At 62.6% G+C, this 14,900-nt stretch carries 14 protein-coding genes and 1 tRNA gene; 6 read left to right on the top strand and 9 right to left on the bottom strand.

Going from position 1 to position 14,900, the window contains the following annotated elements:
* Window positions 1-112: 112 nt before the first annotated feature.
* The 5 genes from AX018_RS09065 to AX018_RS09085 form a co-directional block, all read right to left on the bottom strand.
* Window positions 113-1,072, bottom strand: a complete 960-nt coding sequence (locus AX018_RS09065) for a ribose-phosphate pyrophosphokinase (protein ID WP_111876971.1) — start codon at window positions 1,070-1,072, stop codon at window positions 113-115.
* 47 nt (window positions 1,073-1,119) lie between these two features.
* Window positions 1,120-1,196, bottom strand: a tRNA-Gln gene (locus AX018_RS09070).
* 25 nt (window positions 1,197-1,221) lie between these two features.
* Complete coding sequence (gene ispE / locus AX018_RS09075; protein WP_111876972.1) at window positions 1,222-2,088, bottom strand: 4-(cytidine 5'-diphospho)-2-C-methyl-D-erythritol kinase; 867 nt, start codon at window positions 2,086-2,088, stop codon at window positions 1,222-1,224.
* Window positions 2,089-2,098: 10 nt separating this feature from the next.
* Window positions 2,099-2,632 (bottom strand): lipoprotein insertase outer membrane protein LolB, encoded by a 534-nt coding sequence (locus tag AX018_RS09080; RefSeq protein WP_111876973.1) that lies wholly within the window; start codon window positions 2,630-2,632, stop codon window positions 2,099-2,101.
* Window positions 2,632-4,434 (bottom strand): tetratricopeptide repeat protein, encoded by a 1,803-nt coding sequence (locus AX018_RS09085; RefSeq protein WP_111876974.1) that lies wholly within the window; start codon window positions 4,432-4,434, stop codon window positions 2,632-2,634. Before AX018_RS09085 ends, AX018_RS09080 begins: the two co-directional genes overlap by 1 nt.
* 29 nt (window positions 4,435-4,463) lie before the next feature.
* Here AX018_RS09085 and mutM point away from each other — a divergent pair, with 29 nt between their 5' ends.
* From mutM to mutY, 3 genes are all read left to right on the top strand, one after another.
* Window positions 4,464-5,279 (top strand): bifunctional DNA-formamidopyrimidine glycosylase/DNA-(apurinic or apyrimidinic site) lyase, encoded by an 816-nt coding sequence (gene mutM, locus AX018_RS09090; RefSeq protein WP_111876975.1) that lies wholly within the window; start codon window positions 4,464-4,466, stop codon window positions 5,277-5,279.
* An 80-nt stretch (window positions 5,280-5,359) separates the two neighbouring features.
* Window positions 5,360-7,321, top strand: coding sequence for a dynamin family protein (locus AX018_RS09095; RefSeq protein WP_111876976.1), 1,962 nt, complete (start codon window positions 5,360-5,362; stop codon window positions 7,319-7,321).
* Window positions 7,318-8,406: an A/G-specific adenine glycosylase gene (gene mutY / locus AX018_RS09100; RefSeq protein ID WP_111876977.1), complete on the top strand. Its 1,089-nt coding sequence runs from the start codon at window positions 7,318-7,320 to the stop codon at window positions 8,404-8,406. Before AX018_RS09095 ends, mutY begins: the two co-directional genes overlap by 4 nt.
* Here mutY and rapZ read toward each other — a convergent pair.
* The 4 genes from rapZ to AX018_RS09120 are packed head-to-tail and all read right to left on the bottom strand — an operon-like array spanning window position 8,403 to window position 12,151.
* Complete coding sequence (gene rapZ / locus AX018_RS09105; protein ID WP_111877036.1) at window positions 8,403-9,266, bottom strand: RNase adapter RapZ; 864 nt, start codon at window positions 9,264-9,266, stop codon at window positions 8,403-8,405. The genes mutY and rapZ overlap by 4 nt on opposite strands.
* Window positions 9,267-9,268: 2 nt before the next feature.
* Complete coding sequence (gene recN / locus AX018_RS09110) at window positions 9,269-10,942, bottom strand: DNA repair protein RecN (RefSeq protein ID WP_111876978.1); 1,674 nt, start codon at window positions 10,940-10,942, stop codon at window positions 9,269-9,271.
* A gap of 2 nt (window positions 10,943-10,944) precedes the next feature.
* A complete protein-coding gene (locus AX018_RS09115) occupies window positions 10,945-11,841 on the bottom strand; it encodes an NAD kinase (RefSeq protein WP_111876979.1) in 897 nt (298 codons plus the stop codon).
* Between the two features lie 16 nt (window positions 11,842-11,857).
* Entirely contained in the window at window positions 11,858-12,151 is a 294-nt protein-coding gene (locus tag AX018_RS09120; RefSeq protein WP_111876980.1) for a helix-turn-helix domain-containing protein, read from the bottom strand.
* Window positions 12,152-12,244: 93 nt separating this feature from the next.
* On the opposite strand from AX018_RS09120, the gene AX018_RS24725 reads away from it, so the two are divergent.
* The 3 genes from AX018_RS24725 to AX018_RS09130 all read left to right on the top strand — a co-directional run bounded on the left by AX018_RS24725 (window position 12,245) and on the right by AX018_RS09130 (window position 14,182).
* The gene (locus AX018_RS24725) at window positions 12,245-12,673 is read left to right on the top strand and encodes a hypothetical protein (protein ID WP_146749270.1); all 429 of its coding nucleotides are present in this window, start codon (window positions 12,245-12,247) and stop codon (window positions 12,671-12,673) included.
* A 311-nt stretch (window positions 12,674-12,984) separates the two neighbouring features.
* Window positions 12,985-13,311: a hypothetical protein gene (locus tag AX018_RS09125; RefSeq protein ID WP_111876981.1), complete on the top strand. Its 327-nt coding sequence runs from the start codon at window positions 12,985-12,987 to the stop codon at window positions 13,309-13,311.
* A 610-nt stretch (window positions 13,312-13,921) separates the two neighbouring features.
* A complete protein-coding gene (locus AX018_RS09130) occupies window positions 13,922-14,182 on the top strand; it encodes a major capsid protein (RefSeq protein ID WP_111876982.1) in 261 nt (86 codons plus the stop codon).
* The last annotated feature ends 718 nt before the right edge of the window (window positions 14,183-14,900 follow it).

Raw genomic sequence — 14,900 nt, forward strand, 5'->3', positions numbered from 1 at the left:
CCGCGCCATGAAGGCTGCGGGCCTGTTGTGTTCCCGAAAGCACGAAGAACTGCCCGAGGGCGGTTCAGTGCCGGCGCATCCGCTGACAGCGGGCACGCCCGGAGGTGAGTCCTCAGTCCGAGAACAGGCTCATCACCGACTCGCCCTTGGCGATGCGCTGGATCGTCTCGGCGATCAGCGGCGCCACGGAGAGCTGGCGAATCTTGGTGCATCCCTTGCCGGTCTCGCTCAAGGGAATCGTGTTGGTCACCACCACCTCGTCGAGCGCGTCGCCCTGGGTGATGCGGTCGATGGCGGGGCCCGAGAAGATCGGGTGCGTGCAATAGGCGTACACCTTCTTGGCGCCGCGCTCCTTGAGCACCTCGGCCGCCTTCACGAGCGTGCCGGCGGTGTCGATCATGTCGTCCATGATCACGCAGTTGCGGCCTTCGATGTCACCGATCACGTGCATCACTTCGGAGACGTTCGCCTTCGGACGGCGCTTGTCGATGATGGCGAGATCGCAGCCCAGCTGCTTGGCGAGTGCGCGGGCACGCACCACGCCGCCCACGTCGGGGGAGACGACGATCAGGTCTTCGTAGTTCTTCTGGCGCAGATCGCCCAGCAGCACCGGCGAAGCGTAGATGTTGTCCACCGGGATGTCGAAGAAACCCTGGATCTGGTCGGCGTGCAGGTCCATCGTCAGCACGCGGGCCACGCCCACGGCCTGCAGCATGTTGGCGACCACCTTCGCGGAGATCGGCACGCGCGTGGAGCGCGGGCGGCGGTCCTGGCGGGCATAGCCGAAGTAGGGGATCACGGCGCTGATGCGCTCGGCCGAGGCGCGCTTGAGCGCATCGACCATGATCAGCAGTTCCATGAGGTTTTCGTTCGTCGGCGCGCAGGTGGACTGCACGACGAACACGTCGCGGGCGCGGACGTTTTGCTTGATTTCGACGGTGACTTCGCCATCGGAGAAGCGACCCACGTCGGCAGCGCCGAGATTGGTGCCGAGGTGCCGGGCGATTTCAGCTGCCATGCCAGGATTGGCATTGCCGGTGAAAACCATGAAGTCGGGGTGATTGGCTTGCATGAGAGACCCAGCAGTCTGAAAGAAAAAGCCCGTACGCTGAAAGTATTTGGCAGGGGAAGAAGGATTCGAACCTTCGCATGCCGGAATCAAAATCCGGTGCCTTAACCAGCTTGGCGACTCCCCTACACAGGTCAACTGCCTGACGGCAATTAACCGCAATCTTTATCTGCTGCCCATCCAGCAAGTGGATGAAGCCTCAGATTATCACATATTTTTGCCCTCCATTTGGCGGGTAGATCAAATAAATCGATCTCATGTGACATTTGCGCAAACACCGCACTTCCTGAGCCGGTCATGCGCGCCTTCATCCCTTTTTCTTCCAGCCACTGGATGGCTTTGGAAACCCCGGGACAGAGTGCTTCTGCGACCGGCTGCAGTACGTTCTTACCAAATTGGTATTGTGCTGCAGCAAAGCCTGAGATTGTAGCACGCTCCGAATTGCGTTCGAGAAAGGGCGACGCGAAAATCGACTTCGTATCCAGCCCCGCTTCGGGCTTGACCACCACGAACCTGGAATCGGGCAGGGCGTGTTCCTTCTCGAGCGGCACGATCGTCTCGCCGATTCCCTCGACCCAGGCATTCCTGCCGCGCAGGAAAAAGGGAACATCCGCGCCGAGCGACAGCCCGATGCGCTCCAGTGCCGCGCGATCCAGCCCCAGGTCCCAGAGGCGGTTCAGTGCCAACAGTGTCGTGGCGGCATCCGAGGAGCCGCCTCCCATGCCGGCCTGCGCGGGAATGAATTTCTCCAGCACGATGTGGGCTCCCTGGAGGCAGCCCGTGGCCTTCTGGAGTGCGCGGGCCGCGCGCACGCACAGATCGTCGGGGGGGAGCGGGCTGCCACCCAGGTCTTCGCGGCTGATGTGGCCATCGGAGCGCAGTTCGACATGCAGCGTATCGCACCAGTCGATCAGCATGAAGGCCGACTGCAGCAGGTGATACCCGTCGTGCCTGCGGCCGGTGATGTGCAGGAAAAGATTCAGTTTGGCCGGGGCCGGCAAATCATGGAGTGCGCGCATTCTGGCGGTTTCATCGATCCAGCGCGATGCGCAGCGTGGCCTGAGGTGGTGGGCTGTGGCGGTGGGCCACCAGCCTGCCGCGTTCGAGTCCATCCATATCGACATCCCAGCCCGGCGCATTCACGCGTTCACCCTGCAGCCAGGCGAACAGCGCGGCAACCGGCAGGGGGCTCCCCGTCAGTTCCTGCACCAGGGCATCCAGCGAAGGCGATTCGCGGCGTTCGTCCCCTTTTTTCAGCACGGCCAGGGTGGGCGTCCATTCCAGCGTGGCCAGTACATTCCCCAGGGGGTTGAGCAGGACGAGCTCACCCTGTTCCGCTCGGCCGCTCAACTCGAAGCCTGCATTCACGGGCGGGGTGGAGGAATCATCCACCTGCAGGGCCATTCTTCCGCTCCAGACGTGCGTGGATGCGGCACCGCTGGCGGAGGCGTCCATCCGGTGCGCGCGGGGGGGCTGTGCGCAACCGGCGGCGAAGAGGCCCATGGCCACCAGCGTCGCCGCGGCCACCCGTCCGCGGCGACGGGTTTTTGCCAGCGCCGGCATCACGGGTTGGCTTTCAGCCGCTTGAGGGTTTCCTGCAGTGTGGCGTTGTCCTTGTTCAGCCGCAGCCCTTCACGCCATACCTCGTTCGCGCGGCTGCGCTCGCCCAGCGTCCAGAGCACCTCGCCGAGATGGGCTGCGATTTCCGGGTCCGGCTGCCGCTTGAATGCTTCGCCCAGCAGCCGGGCTGCCTCCTCCTTGTTGCCCAGCCGGAACTCCACCCAGCCCAGGCTGTCCGTGATGAACGGGTCTTTGGGGGCGTATTCCAGGGCCTTGGAGATCAACTGCCTGGCCTCTTTCAGTCGAATGTCCCGTTCCGCGAAGGAATAACCCAGCGCGTTGTAGGCATGGTGGTAGTCGGGGCGCTGCTGGATGATCTTCCGCAGGAGCTTCTCCATGCCGTCGTAATCGCCGGCCTTTTCAGCCAGCATGGCCTGGTCGTAAACCAGGTCGTAGTCGTCCGGCGCCAGGGCGACCGCCCGGGCTTGCGTGTCGTATGCCTGCCGATATTGCTTCGCGTCACGAAGCAGTTGCACCTCGGCCAGCAGCTTCAGGCGCTCGTCTTGCGCGTTTTTGGCGGGCAATTGGCGGATGAGAGCGAGGGCTTCGGGCAGCTTGCCCTGCCGTGCCAGCAGGGACGCGCGGCGGGACTGGGCGCTTAGCAGCTCGGCGGCGTTCTCGATCTTGCCGAGCCAGGACTCCGCCTGCGCGAAATCGCCCCGTTTCTCGGCGATCTGGGCATGCAGCAGGTAGGCCTGGGTCATCGCGGCCTTGCGGGGGTCGCTGGCGGGATAGGCCTGCAGCAGCCGTTCAAACTGCTCCAGCGCGGCCTCGGCTTCCGTGAGGCGCTCTGCCTGGAGGTGCAGCGTGGCTTTGAGGAGCCAGGCTTCGGGCATCTCGGGCGCTTCGCGGGTGATGGCGTCGAGCTGGGTGCCGGCTTCCGCGTAGCGCTGTAGGCCCAGCAGAACGCGGGCGTAAGCCATGCGGATTTCCGGCTTGGGCTTGCCCGCGAGGTATCGGGCCACCAGCGGCTCGGCATCCGTTTCGCCCTCCTCGACGAGCTGGAGGGCCAGCAGTGCAGCGGTCTCCAGGGGAGCTTCCTGGGACTGTGCCTTCCGGGCAGCGTCCAGGGCGCCCTTGCGGTCGTCGGCGGCCAGCCGCATGCGTCCCACGGTTGTCCAGGCCATGGGGCCTGCGGCGGGATTCGTCAACTGGTCCGACAGCGCTTTCTCCACCACGGCTGCAGCGGCTACCTTGTCCGGTGCCCGGCCATACAGCTGGGGAATCGCCTGCAAGGTGAGCAGCCTGTCCTGGGCCGGTGACTGGGCCAGTTCCTGCTTCAGCAGGTCGGCGGTTTCCTCGACGCGGTTGAGCGCAATCAGGATCTGCAATACATAGCGGTTGGCTTCGCGGGACTGTGGCTGAGCCTCCTTCCAGGCCTTCGCGGCGGCCAGGGCGTACTCGCCGGAGCGGGACTGCAGGGCGATATCCGTGGCGCGGCGGTAGAGCTGCGCGTCTCCGCTGCGCCGTGCCGCCTCCAAGATGAGCGCGTAGCCGGTTCCGGGGTCTCCTTCGCTCGTGCTGAGCTCGCCCACCAGAATCTCGTAGAACAACTCCGCATCCAGCGCGGCACGTGTCTCGCTGTTGGGTGGCGCTTCTGGGCGGATGTCGTGGCGCACGGCATTGGCTGGCGCGGGAGGGGCGGCTGGCGCAGCCTGCGCAGGCACTATTGCAACGCACGCGGCATATACGAATGCCACGCTCCAGATTCGGTGAGATTGCTCCATCGAACCATAATAATCCATGGTCAACCCTATTCCCGGAGCGCATCGCCATGCCTGAGTTGCCAGAAGTGGAAGTCACGCGCCGCAGCGTGGCGGATGCCATGGCCGGGGCATTGATCGAATCCGTGTACCTGGGCAAGCCCTTGCGCTGGCCGTTGGGGTGTCCGCCAGAGTCTTTGCTGGGGCGCCAGGTGATGGCCGTGCGGCGCCGGGGCAAGTACCTGCTGATGGATCTGGACCAGGGGATGCTGCTGGTTCACCTGGGGATGTCCGGCAGTCTGCGTTTTGGCCGGGATCTCGGCCCGGCAGGCATTCATGACCATTTCCAGTTGGAAACCAGCCAGGGTACCCTGCGGCTGAAGGACCCCCGCCGGTTCGGGGCTGTGGTCTGGGTGTCTGCGGAAACCAGTTCCGAGGCCGTCAAGCTGCTGGGGCACTTGGGCGTGGAGCCGCTCGGCGATGCCTTCACCGTGGGCGGCTTCGCGGCTTCGCTCAAGGCAAGCCGGTTGCCGATCAAGCAGTTGTTGCTCGGGGGGCGCGTGGTCGTGGGGGTCGGCAATATCTATGCGTCGGAGGCGCTCTTCATGGCAGGCATCCGGCCCACGGCGCGGTCGTCATCGATCGGCCCCCTGCGGGTGGGGCGTCTGCATGAGTCGATACGCACGGTGCTGTCCCTGGCCGTGGAGCGGGGTGGCAGCACGTTGAGGGATTTTGCCAGCGCCGATGGAAGCACCGGGTACTTTCAGCTGGAGGCCCATGTCTATGGGCGCGAGGGGCTTCCTTGCCGGGCGTGCGGAACGCCGATCCGCAGCATTCGCCAGGGGCAGCGAAGCACGTACTATTGCACCCGTTGCCAGAGGCCCTGAGGCCCAGGCGCAGGCCTCACGGGGCTGATATATTTTGACGGCGCCCCCGTAGCCGGGGCGCATCCACCATCAGGAGCACCGTGGGACCTTCTTTCAACGAGCAATTCGACCAGCATGGCGCGTGGCGGCGTTCCTTCGCATTGCAACTGAAGCAGTTGAGCGAGTGGATGTCGTCCCATGCGCTGATGGACTCTGCCATCGAGGAGAAGCTGCGCAGACTGGAGAGCCAAGTCCGCAGCGACAAGGTCATGGTAGCTTTCGTTGCCGAGTTCTCCCGTGGAAAGTCCGAACTCATCAACGCCATTTTCTTCGCGGATTATGGGCGGCGCATCATGCCGGCAAGTGCAGGCCGCACGACGATGTGCCCCACGGAGCTTGGATACGATCCCGCGATTTCCAATTGCCTGCGCCTGTTGCCGATCGATACGCGGCTCCAGCCCCAGGGGCTCGCAGAATGGCGTCTCAGGCCAGACCACTGGACCGAGGTGGCCCTGAATGTGGGCGATGCGGGTCAGTTGGCCAGAGCCATCGAAAAGGTGTCCGAGGTTCGCCGGGTCACGCAGGACGATGCGCGTGCCCTGGGCTTCTGGCACGACGACCGGCCCCAGGACAATCCGGTTCCGGATGCGGGTGGACTGGTCGAGGTGCCGGCATGGCGCCACGCCATCATCAACATCCCCCACCCCCTGCTTCGGCAGGGCCTTGTGATCCTGGACACGCCGGGGTTGAATGCGGTAGGCGCGGAGCCTGAACTCACCATCAACCTGATTCCCCAGGCCCATGCGGTGGTCTTCATCCTGGGTGCGGACACTGGCGTCACACGATCCGATCTCGAGATATGGCGCGAACACGTGGCGCCGGCCGTCGGCAATGCCGACGCGCGGCTGGTGGTGCTCAACAAGATCGATACCCTCTGGGACACGCTGAATTTGCCCAGTCAGGTGCAAGATCAACTGGAGCGCCAGCGCCTTACGTCTTCAGACATGCTGGGTGTGGCACCGGAACAGGTCTTGCTGGTATCTGCCCAGAAGGGGCTGGTTTCCAAGATCAATTGTGACGATGTGCTGCTGGAGTCCAGCGGCTTGCCCCTGCTGGAGGATGCCTTGGCGCAAGGCGTCATGGGAAAGCGCCAGGCCATCCTGCGATCCGCAGTGGCCACGGGTATCGCAGCCCTTCGCACGGAGACATCCCGGACGATCAACATCCGCCGCCGGGATCTGGACGACCAGATGCTGGAGTTGCGCAGCTTGCGTGGCAAGAATGCGTCGGTGATCGAGTCCATGCGGGGGCGCATCGAGCAGGAGCAGCGGGAGTTCGATGCCAGTGCCGCCAAGATACAGGCCGTCAGGGCCGTTCACCTCAAGCTGTTGCGTGACATCTTCCATGATCTGGGCGCGCGATCGCTGAAGGCGGAAATGGCGGCGCTGGTGGAAACACTTCAGCAGAAAGGGCTGAAGCTCGGTATTCGCAAGGTGTATACCGATACCTTCGAGCGGTTGAGGGCCACCATGGACAAGGCCCAGGCCTCCGCGACCGAGATCCATGCCATGCTGGGCGGAACATTCCGCCAACTCAATGCGGACTTCGGTTTTTCCCTGCAGGTGCCAGCCACTCCGCAACTGGAGGCCTTCGTGACCGAGATCCAGCAGATCGAGGAGCGGCATTTGCAATACATCGGAATGGGCAATACCCTGCGCCTTGCGCAGTCCGAGTTCGTCCATCGGCTTGTCCGGGCGCTGGGCATGCGCTTGCGCACGGTGTTCGAGTCGGCCGCGAATGACCTGGAGCTGTGGAGCAAGTCCGCCACGGCGCAGCTCGATGCCCAGTTGCGGGAGCGCAAACGCAGTTTCGCCCGGCGGATCGAAGCGGTGGACCGCATTCAGCATGCAGCCAGCGGCTTGGCCGAACGCATCGCCGAAATCGAGCAGGCTGAGCAGGAGTTGATTCAACTGGAATCCCGACTCCATGAGCTGACCGAGCAGTTGGCGTCATTGCCTGGGAGCAATCCAGTGCAGTCCACCCCATCTTTGTTGTCCGCATGAGCCGCGTTTTTCTCGACATCGCCACGGACGTGGTGCATTGGCAGGCTGCGCATGGCCGCAATCATCTGCCCTGGCAACAGACCAGGGATCCCTATCGGGTCTGGCTTTCCGAGATCATGCTGCAGCAGACCCAGGTCAGCACAGTGCTCGACTACTACGCCCGTTTCCTGGAGCGTTTCCCCGATGTCGGGGCATTGGCGGCCGCGCTGGAGAGCGATGTGCTCGCCTCGTGGAGCGGCCTGGGCTATTACAGCCGGGCGCGCAATCTGCATCGTTGCGCGATTCAGGTCATGGAAGTGCACGGAGGGGCATTTCCTCGTTCGGCGGAAGCATTGGCTCAGTTACCGGGCATCGGGCGATCCACAGCCGGGGCCATTGCTGCCTTCTGTTTTTCGGAACGGGTTCCGATATTGGATGCCAACGTCCGTCGCGTCCTCACCCGTGTGCTGGGCTTTTCGGCAGATCTGGCTATCGCTCGCAATGAGCGTGATTTGTGGGATCGGGCCGAGGAACTGCTGCCCCGGCAGGACCTGCAGCAAGCCATGCCACGCTATACGCAGGGCTTGATGGATCTTGGGGCTTCCCTCTGCACGCCGCGCAAGCCAGCGTGCATTCTGTGCCCGCTCCACAAGAAATGCAGGGCGGCCTTGGAGGGGCGCCCTGAGGAATATCCGGTTCGCACCCGAAAACTGGTCAGACGCGCCGAGTCTTGGTGGCTCGCTCTTCCGTGTGATGGCGCCGGCCGCATCTGGCTTCAACGCCGTCCAGCCTCCGGCATCTGGGCGGGGCTTTACTGCCCACCCACGTTCGATAGCCGAGATGCATTGGTGGAGTGGCTGGAGCAGCACAATCCTGGTGGAGAGATGCAAGAACTGGAGGGCATATTTCATGCCCTCACACACCGAGATCTGCATCTGCATCCCGTCTTGTTGCCGTGGCCTGCCCACAGGGACGTCGATGTTGCGGACGGCTCGTGGTTCGACGCTGGCCAATGGCAGGGCCAAGGCCTGCCCGCGCCCATTCGCAAGCTGCTTGGTCAATTGGCAGGGCGTGCAGGAATGGCTGAGGCTGCTACGGCTGCCTAGAGTCCGTCCAGTTCGCGATGGCGGCGCAGCGTGGTCCAGCGCTTCGCAAAATATTCCGCAAGGCGTTCCACCAGATACACGGAGCGATGTTGTCCGCCGGTGCATCCGATGGCAACGGTGACATAGCTGCGATGATTTTGCGCCAGCGGCTCCAGCCAGTGTGAGAGGAATTGACTGATGTGCTCCCGCATCAATCCCACTTCGTCCTTGTGCTCCAGGTATTCCACCACAGGCCCGTCCTTGCCCGTGAGGTGGCGCAGCGCGGGTTCGTAGTGAGGGTTGGGGAGCATCCGGACATCGAAAACATAGTCGGCGTCCACGGGGACTCCGCGCTTGAAGGCAAAGGACTCGAAGACCAGTGTCAGTTGTCCCGGAAGCGTCGGCATCAGGCTCTTCACATAGCCCTGCAACTGCGCGGCGCGAATGGCGCTGGTGTCGATGACGTGGGATTGCTCGCGGAGCTCGGCGAGTAGTTCACGCTCCAGTTCGATCGTTTCGATGAGGGCGCGCTGCTCGCCATGCCAGTCATCCCTTGAAAGCGGATGGCGTCGGCGTGTCTCTGAAAAGCGGCGTATCAGCGTATCCGTGGTCGCATCCAGGAACAACGCATGGACTACCACCCCGTCTGCACGCAAGCGCCGCAACTGCTGGGGCACTAGCGGCAGGGCGGTGGCGCTGCGCACATCCATCGCGATGGCGACCCGATTGCCGTGGTGATGGTGCTCCAGGGCTACAAAAGCCGCTAGCAATTCAGGAGGAAGATTGTCTATGCAGTAGTAGCCGGCGTCCTCCAGTGCATGCAGCGCCACGGACTTGCCAGAGCCTGCCATGCCGGTGATCAGCACGATCTCCAATACCAGGCTCATGGTTTCCTTGCCTTCCCTGTCGGATGGCTGTTTTCCAGCATTTCCCGCGCGTGGGCCAACGTCGCGGGGGATGCCCGCTCTCCTCCCAGCATTCGGACCATTTCCTGTGTGCGTTGTTCACCACTGGCCTGCGTGACTGTGCTGACCGTGCCTTGCTTCTGGGAGCGTTTGGAGACGACCAAGTGGTGGTCGGCACAGGCCGCCACTTGCGGAAGGTGGGTGACAGCCAGAACCTGCCTGTCCTGACCCAGTCGTTGCATCAGCTTGCCCACGGTTTCCGCGACGGAGCCGCCCACGCCAGAGTCCACCTCGTCGAAGATGAGCGTCGGTGCTTCTCCGAGGCGGCTGGTTGTTACCGAAATCGCGAGTGAAATGCGCGACAACTCGCCGCCAGAAGCCACCTTGCCAATCGGCCGGGGCGATGCACCTTGATGCCCCGCCACGAGAAATGCCACGCTGTCCAGCCCATGGGGACCAGGGTCTCCGGAGGCGTCGATCGCGACCTCGAATTTCCCGCCCTTCATGCCCAAGCCTTGCATGGCTTCCGTGATGGCCCTGGCGAGTTCTGGTGCTGTCTTCTTGCGTTTGTGTGAAATGTCCCGTGCGGCTTTCATGTACGCGGCTTCAGCGGATCGGGTGCGCTCCGCGAGCGCTTCGATATCGGCTGCATCATCCAGGCGGGCCAGTTCTTGCTCCCAGGAAACCAGAAGATCCGGCATATCCTGTGGAGGTCGCTTGAAGCGACGGGACAGAGACATCCAGAGCCCCATGCGGACATCCAGCTCCTGCAGCCGATCCGGGTCCACATCGGTATGGCGAAGATAAGTCTGAAGAGAGTGCGCAACGTCGGAGGCTTGGGCTATGCAGGAGGCCAGAACATCCTGCATGGCCTTGAATTGCGGATCCAGGGACTCTTTGGCGGCAAGGGTTGCATGGGCACGGGCCAATTGGCTGTGTGCTCCCGACTCATCGTCTTCCAGGGTTGCCAAGGTTGACTGCGCCGCATCGATCAAGGCCTGCGCGTGCGACAGCCGTGTGTGGCGTGTGTTGAGTTCCTCCCATTCACCCTCGGATGGCGCCAGTTTTTGCAATTCAGTGATTTGCCATTGCAGCCTGTCGCGTTCCTGCTGGATATTGGCTTGGCTGGCAATAGCTGCATCCAATGCCTTGCGGTCGTCACGCCAGCGGTTCCACAGGGGCGTCAAACTTTCTGGACGGATTCCGCCATAGGCATCCAGCAAACTTCGGACGGCATCCACGCGCGTCAGGCTTTGCCATGCGTGCTGACCGTGTATATCCAGCAGATGCACGCCCAGTGTGCGCATCTGTGTGGCTGTGGCGGGCACTCCGTTGATCCATGCGCGGCTTTTGCCCTGAATGTCGATGGTGCGGCGGAGCAGCAGGCCATCCTCTCTCGGAATACCCGCCTCATCCAGCCAGACCGTGATGGACGGAGGGCAGTCGAATTCAGCGCACAGGTCGGTGCATGCAGTGCCTTCCCGCACCACGCCAGGGTCGGCCCTGCCACCCAGCAGCATTTGGAGAGCGTCAATCAGGATCGATTTGCCAGCCCCTGTCTCTCCTGTCAGTACGGTGAAGCCCCCGTGGAGGTCTAACTCCAGAACATCGACGATCACGAAATCCCGTAGTGCGATCCGCTTCAAGGCCATGTTCAGTACCCCCCTTCGTTCCAGCGCAGTTTCTTGCGCAGCGTGGCGAAGTAGTTCCAGCCTCGGGGATGTAGAAAGCGTGCACGGTAATCTGATCGCTGCACCAGAATCCTGTCGCCGTGCTGCAGTGAGGCCAGGGACTGCATGTCGAAATTGGCGCTGACGTCCCGGCCGCCGACCACTTCGACGGTGACTTCCATGCTGTCCGAAAGAACGATAGGCCGATTGGACAGCGTATGGGGTGCGATGGGGGCCAGCACCCAGCCTGGAATGGCCGGGTGGAGCATCGGGCCGCCGGCAGACAATGCGTAGGCGGTGGAACCTGTGGGTGACGCGATGATGAGTCCGTCTGCGCGCTGATTGGAGACAAAGTGCCCCCCTACCTCCACGCGAAGCTCCACCATGCCGGAAGTGGACCCTCGATTGACCACGACATCATTCATCGCGAGGGTTTCGAACATGCATTGCCCCTGGCGCATGACCCGCGCGCGCATCAGCGGCCGAAGGTCTTCTTCATACTCTCCGCGCAGCATCGGCTTGAGGACAGATGGATATTCGTCGAGCGGAATGTCTGTGATGAAGCCCAGCCTGCCCTGGTTGATACCGATCAGCGGCGTGCAGTACTCGGCCAGTTGGCGCCCGATGCCGAGCATGGTGCCGTCCCCGCCGACCACCAGACAAAGATCGCAGTCGAGGCCAATGCGCTCCACGGTCAGGGCGGGGTAATCCGTGAATCCTGTGTTCAGCGCTGTGTCCGATTCAAGGGCAACCTGGCATCCCTCGTCGGCGAGAAATCTGGCGATTCCATCCAGAGCCTCCCGTGAACTGTCTGACATTGAGGCAGAAGTAGGCGCTTGGTACTTGCCGACCAGCGCCACGCGTTGGAACCTGAGCTTCATTGAAGAAATTAGATCATTAAAGTGATCTGAGCTTTTCCATGCGTTTTAGCGCTGCCTCTAGGGCCTGCTTTGCTCGTTGTCCTTTGGTGGTGTCAAGGTTGATGCCTTCTAGGACTGCTTCCACTGCTGCCACTGCTGCGTCTTCTCCGGCTACTGATGCGAGTGCGGCTCGGTCTGGCGCCGAGCAGGGGCGTTTGCCGCTTTTCCATGCCGCGATGGTTGGTTGTTGCATGCCCAACAGTTGAGCTAGCTTGTATTCGCTTCCTGCTATGGATGCGGCTTTCTCGATTAAGTAATTCAATTGGGTCATGCTTAGCACTCCTGCTATAGTGGTGGCTAGTTAGCAATGTTGCTATGTATCGCAACCGTGCTAACTGGCACTTTACCACTCGTGGAGCTACCCATGTCCTTCAACACGCTTGAATTCAAGTTCTGTCCTCGTTGCGGGCAGCGTCTTTCGTACACCTCCTACGAAGGCTACTGCGCTTACAGCGATTGCCGCTGGAACAACGATGAGGCGACCGAAAGCACTCCCCCCGCCGAGTCCCTGCCTGATCCCAGCGTGGATGCTGGATTGGTAGCTCAGTCCAGCGTAGGCGGTGGGGAGTGCCCCTCTGAGGATCGGGTCCTCACGCTTGATGAGTGCCAAGAGCTTGAGCGTTTGTGGTGGGCCACTTGTGACGGTCATGGCTCTGTCAGTAAGGGCGGCTTCGTGCTTATGGCTCTCCAGCAGGCTGCTGACATGCGCGGCTACCTCTCCAACAGCGAACGTGTGGCCGCCTACGACCGGCTTTGCCGTCACGCTGGATACGCCATCGGCGCGGGGTGCTGACATGGCCTCAAAACCTAAAGCTCAATCAAGCTTTGTGTCCAGGGCTAACTTGGACATGCGTGACAAGCTGGTCAAGCGTGGCTTAACCGTGTCCTGGGGCGGCTTCCGTGGGGCGGTGCAGCGCGTCCGTACTGGTCGCTGTCTTGTGTGCTTCTGGCACCCTGATCGCCGTGATGTCCGCTGGCTCCCTTGCTCCAGCGTCCAGGTTGTACAGCCCTGACGGTCCTGCGGCATGCCCCGTAGGTATGCCGGAGCGTCGTCTCCATTACCGGCCCCTTCTGGCCTAACTACAGATTTAAAGGACTACTGCTATGGCTCTCACGTCTCTCATCCAGATTCTCAAAGTCAACGAACTGAGAAAGGGGGTCTCCCAGCGCACCGGCCGTCCTTACGAAATGCAGGATGCCGAGTGCGCGCTACTGGATGATGCTGGCGTGCTGCAGCAGGTCGGCGTCCTCCAGTTGGACAAGTCCATGATGGGCGAGAGTGCGCCTGAGCCGGGTGTGTATATGGCCTCCTTCGCCCTCGCTGCCAGCATGAAGGATCGCCGTATCGGAGCGGTGTTGACTGCTTTGCGGCCTTACAGCGCTGACAAGCGTCCTTCCGCTCCCAAGGCTCCTCCGGCTCCTGGGGCTTGACCATGAGTCCCGCTGAGCTTGCGGATGCCGTCTGGTGGGCCACCGTTGTCGGCGTCGTCTTTGGTGTCGGTGTTGGCCTCTTGCTGCGTGCCCTGCTCGATGGGCTCCGTGCGTGTCGCGATATCGATGCGATCCCCGAGAGTTCGTGCCTGCCTCGGGGTATGGGGCAAGGCCCCATGTGTGATCTGTGCCGCGCGACGTACCCGGCGCCATCGGGCGGGGAGTGCCCAGCGCGCCTGGGTAGCCATGCCAGCGGCTTTGGTGCATCCAACGATGGCGCCGGGCGCTGGATCAAGCGCGGCGACGATCCGCGCCCGGGCGGCTCAGCACTCCCCGGCGCTCATTCGCGCTTGAGAGACAACGTGCCGCAGGCACTCCAGGCCCGCGCTATGGGCGCTGATCGTGGCTGACCCCACTGTTATTCAGTGTTCCCAGTCGTGCACGGTCACGGTCGTGCACGAGCTCTCTTTTCCTCCCTTCACGACGTTGACGTTGCAGGAGGGGGGCCTTATTGCGATGGCCATCGTCGCAGTGTGGGCCGTGGGCTTCCTCTTTCGCGAGGTTGCTCGGGCCTTCTTCCCTGGTGGTGTTTCAACAAAGGACGACTGACATGCAAATCCTGCAAACCCTGCCCGTCAAGGGCTCCAAGCTCGCAGCGCTCGCCCGCGCCGCGAAAACTGCCGTCACCGGCGTGGCTGTCACGGCTGCTCTGTCCCTGCCCGCATTCGCGGCGGCCGAGCAACCGAACGTGGCCGAGGTCGTGGCCTACATCATCGCCGGCATCGTCACCCTCGCTCTCGTGGGTAATGCCGGCCTCATGGTCAAGGCTGCGACGGCCATCTTCGCGTGGATTCGCGGCGTGCTCCGTTGATGCGGTGACTCGTCCCCGGGCGGCCGACCGGGGGCCTTTGCCAATGCGTCGATGTGCGACGCATCGTCAAGGGGGGCGTATGGGCCTGTTTGTAATCGTCGCCATATTGGGTGCAGCATGGCTCATGTTTTCTGGCTGATCGTTGTGATCGTCGCTACCTTGGGTGCAGCATGGCTCGCGCTTGTCGGCTTTTAGCACTGGCGGTGTTGCTGGCGTTTGCTGGCGTTCTGCCGTCCTACGCGGCTACGACGGTCTACGTGATCGCGGGGGCGCCCGAAAAGGGGCGGTTCGCGACTGCGGCTGCGGCGTGTGCTGCGGTGCCGGTGGGTCTGACGATGAATGGCAATTCGTGCAATTCCACCTTGGCTCCTGACGGTCAGACGTGTTGGACCGGCTGCGGCACGGAGAACGCTGGTGATCGGCAGATCGTGCCGATGGTGATGCAGTGCGTTCCGGGCTCGTCCACTGGGGACTTGGATTACCCGGGTTCGAGGGGGGCGTTTCGCAGCTGCGTCGCGGGCTGTATCACCGACATGACTCCTAGCACTCCTGTGCTTGAGTGCTCGGGGGCAAGCACCAGCGCGTGTACGTACAAGACTCGCATGTCAGGTGTGCAGACGGGCGAGTCTTGCAACGCTGCGTCTGGCGATCCGCCGACGAGCAATCCTCCCCCTTGTCCCACTGGCATGTCCGGCGGCTACGTCAACGGTCTTGAGGC

Origin of the sequence: Paracidovorax anthurii, from assembly GCF_003269065.1 — a bacterium.
Lineage (GTDB): Bacteria > Pseudomonadota > Gammaproteobacteria > Burkholderiales > Burkholderiaceae_C > Paracidovorax > Paracidovorax anthurii.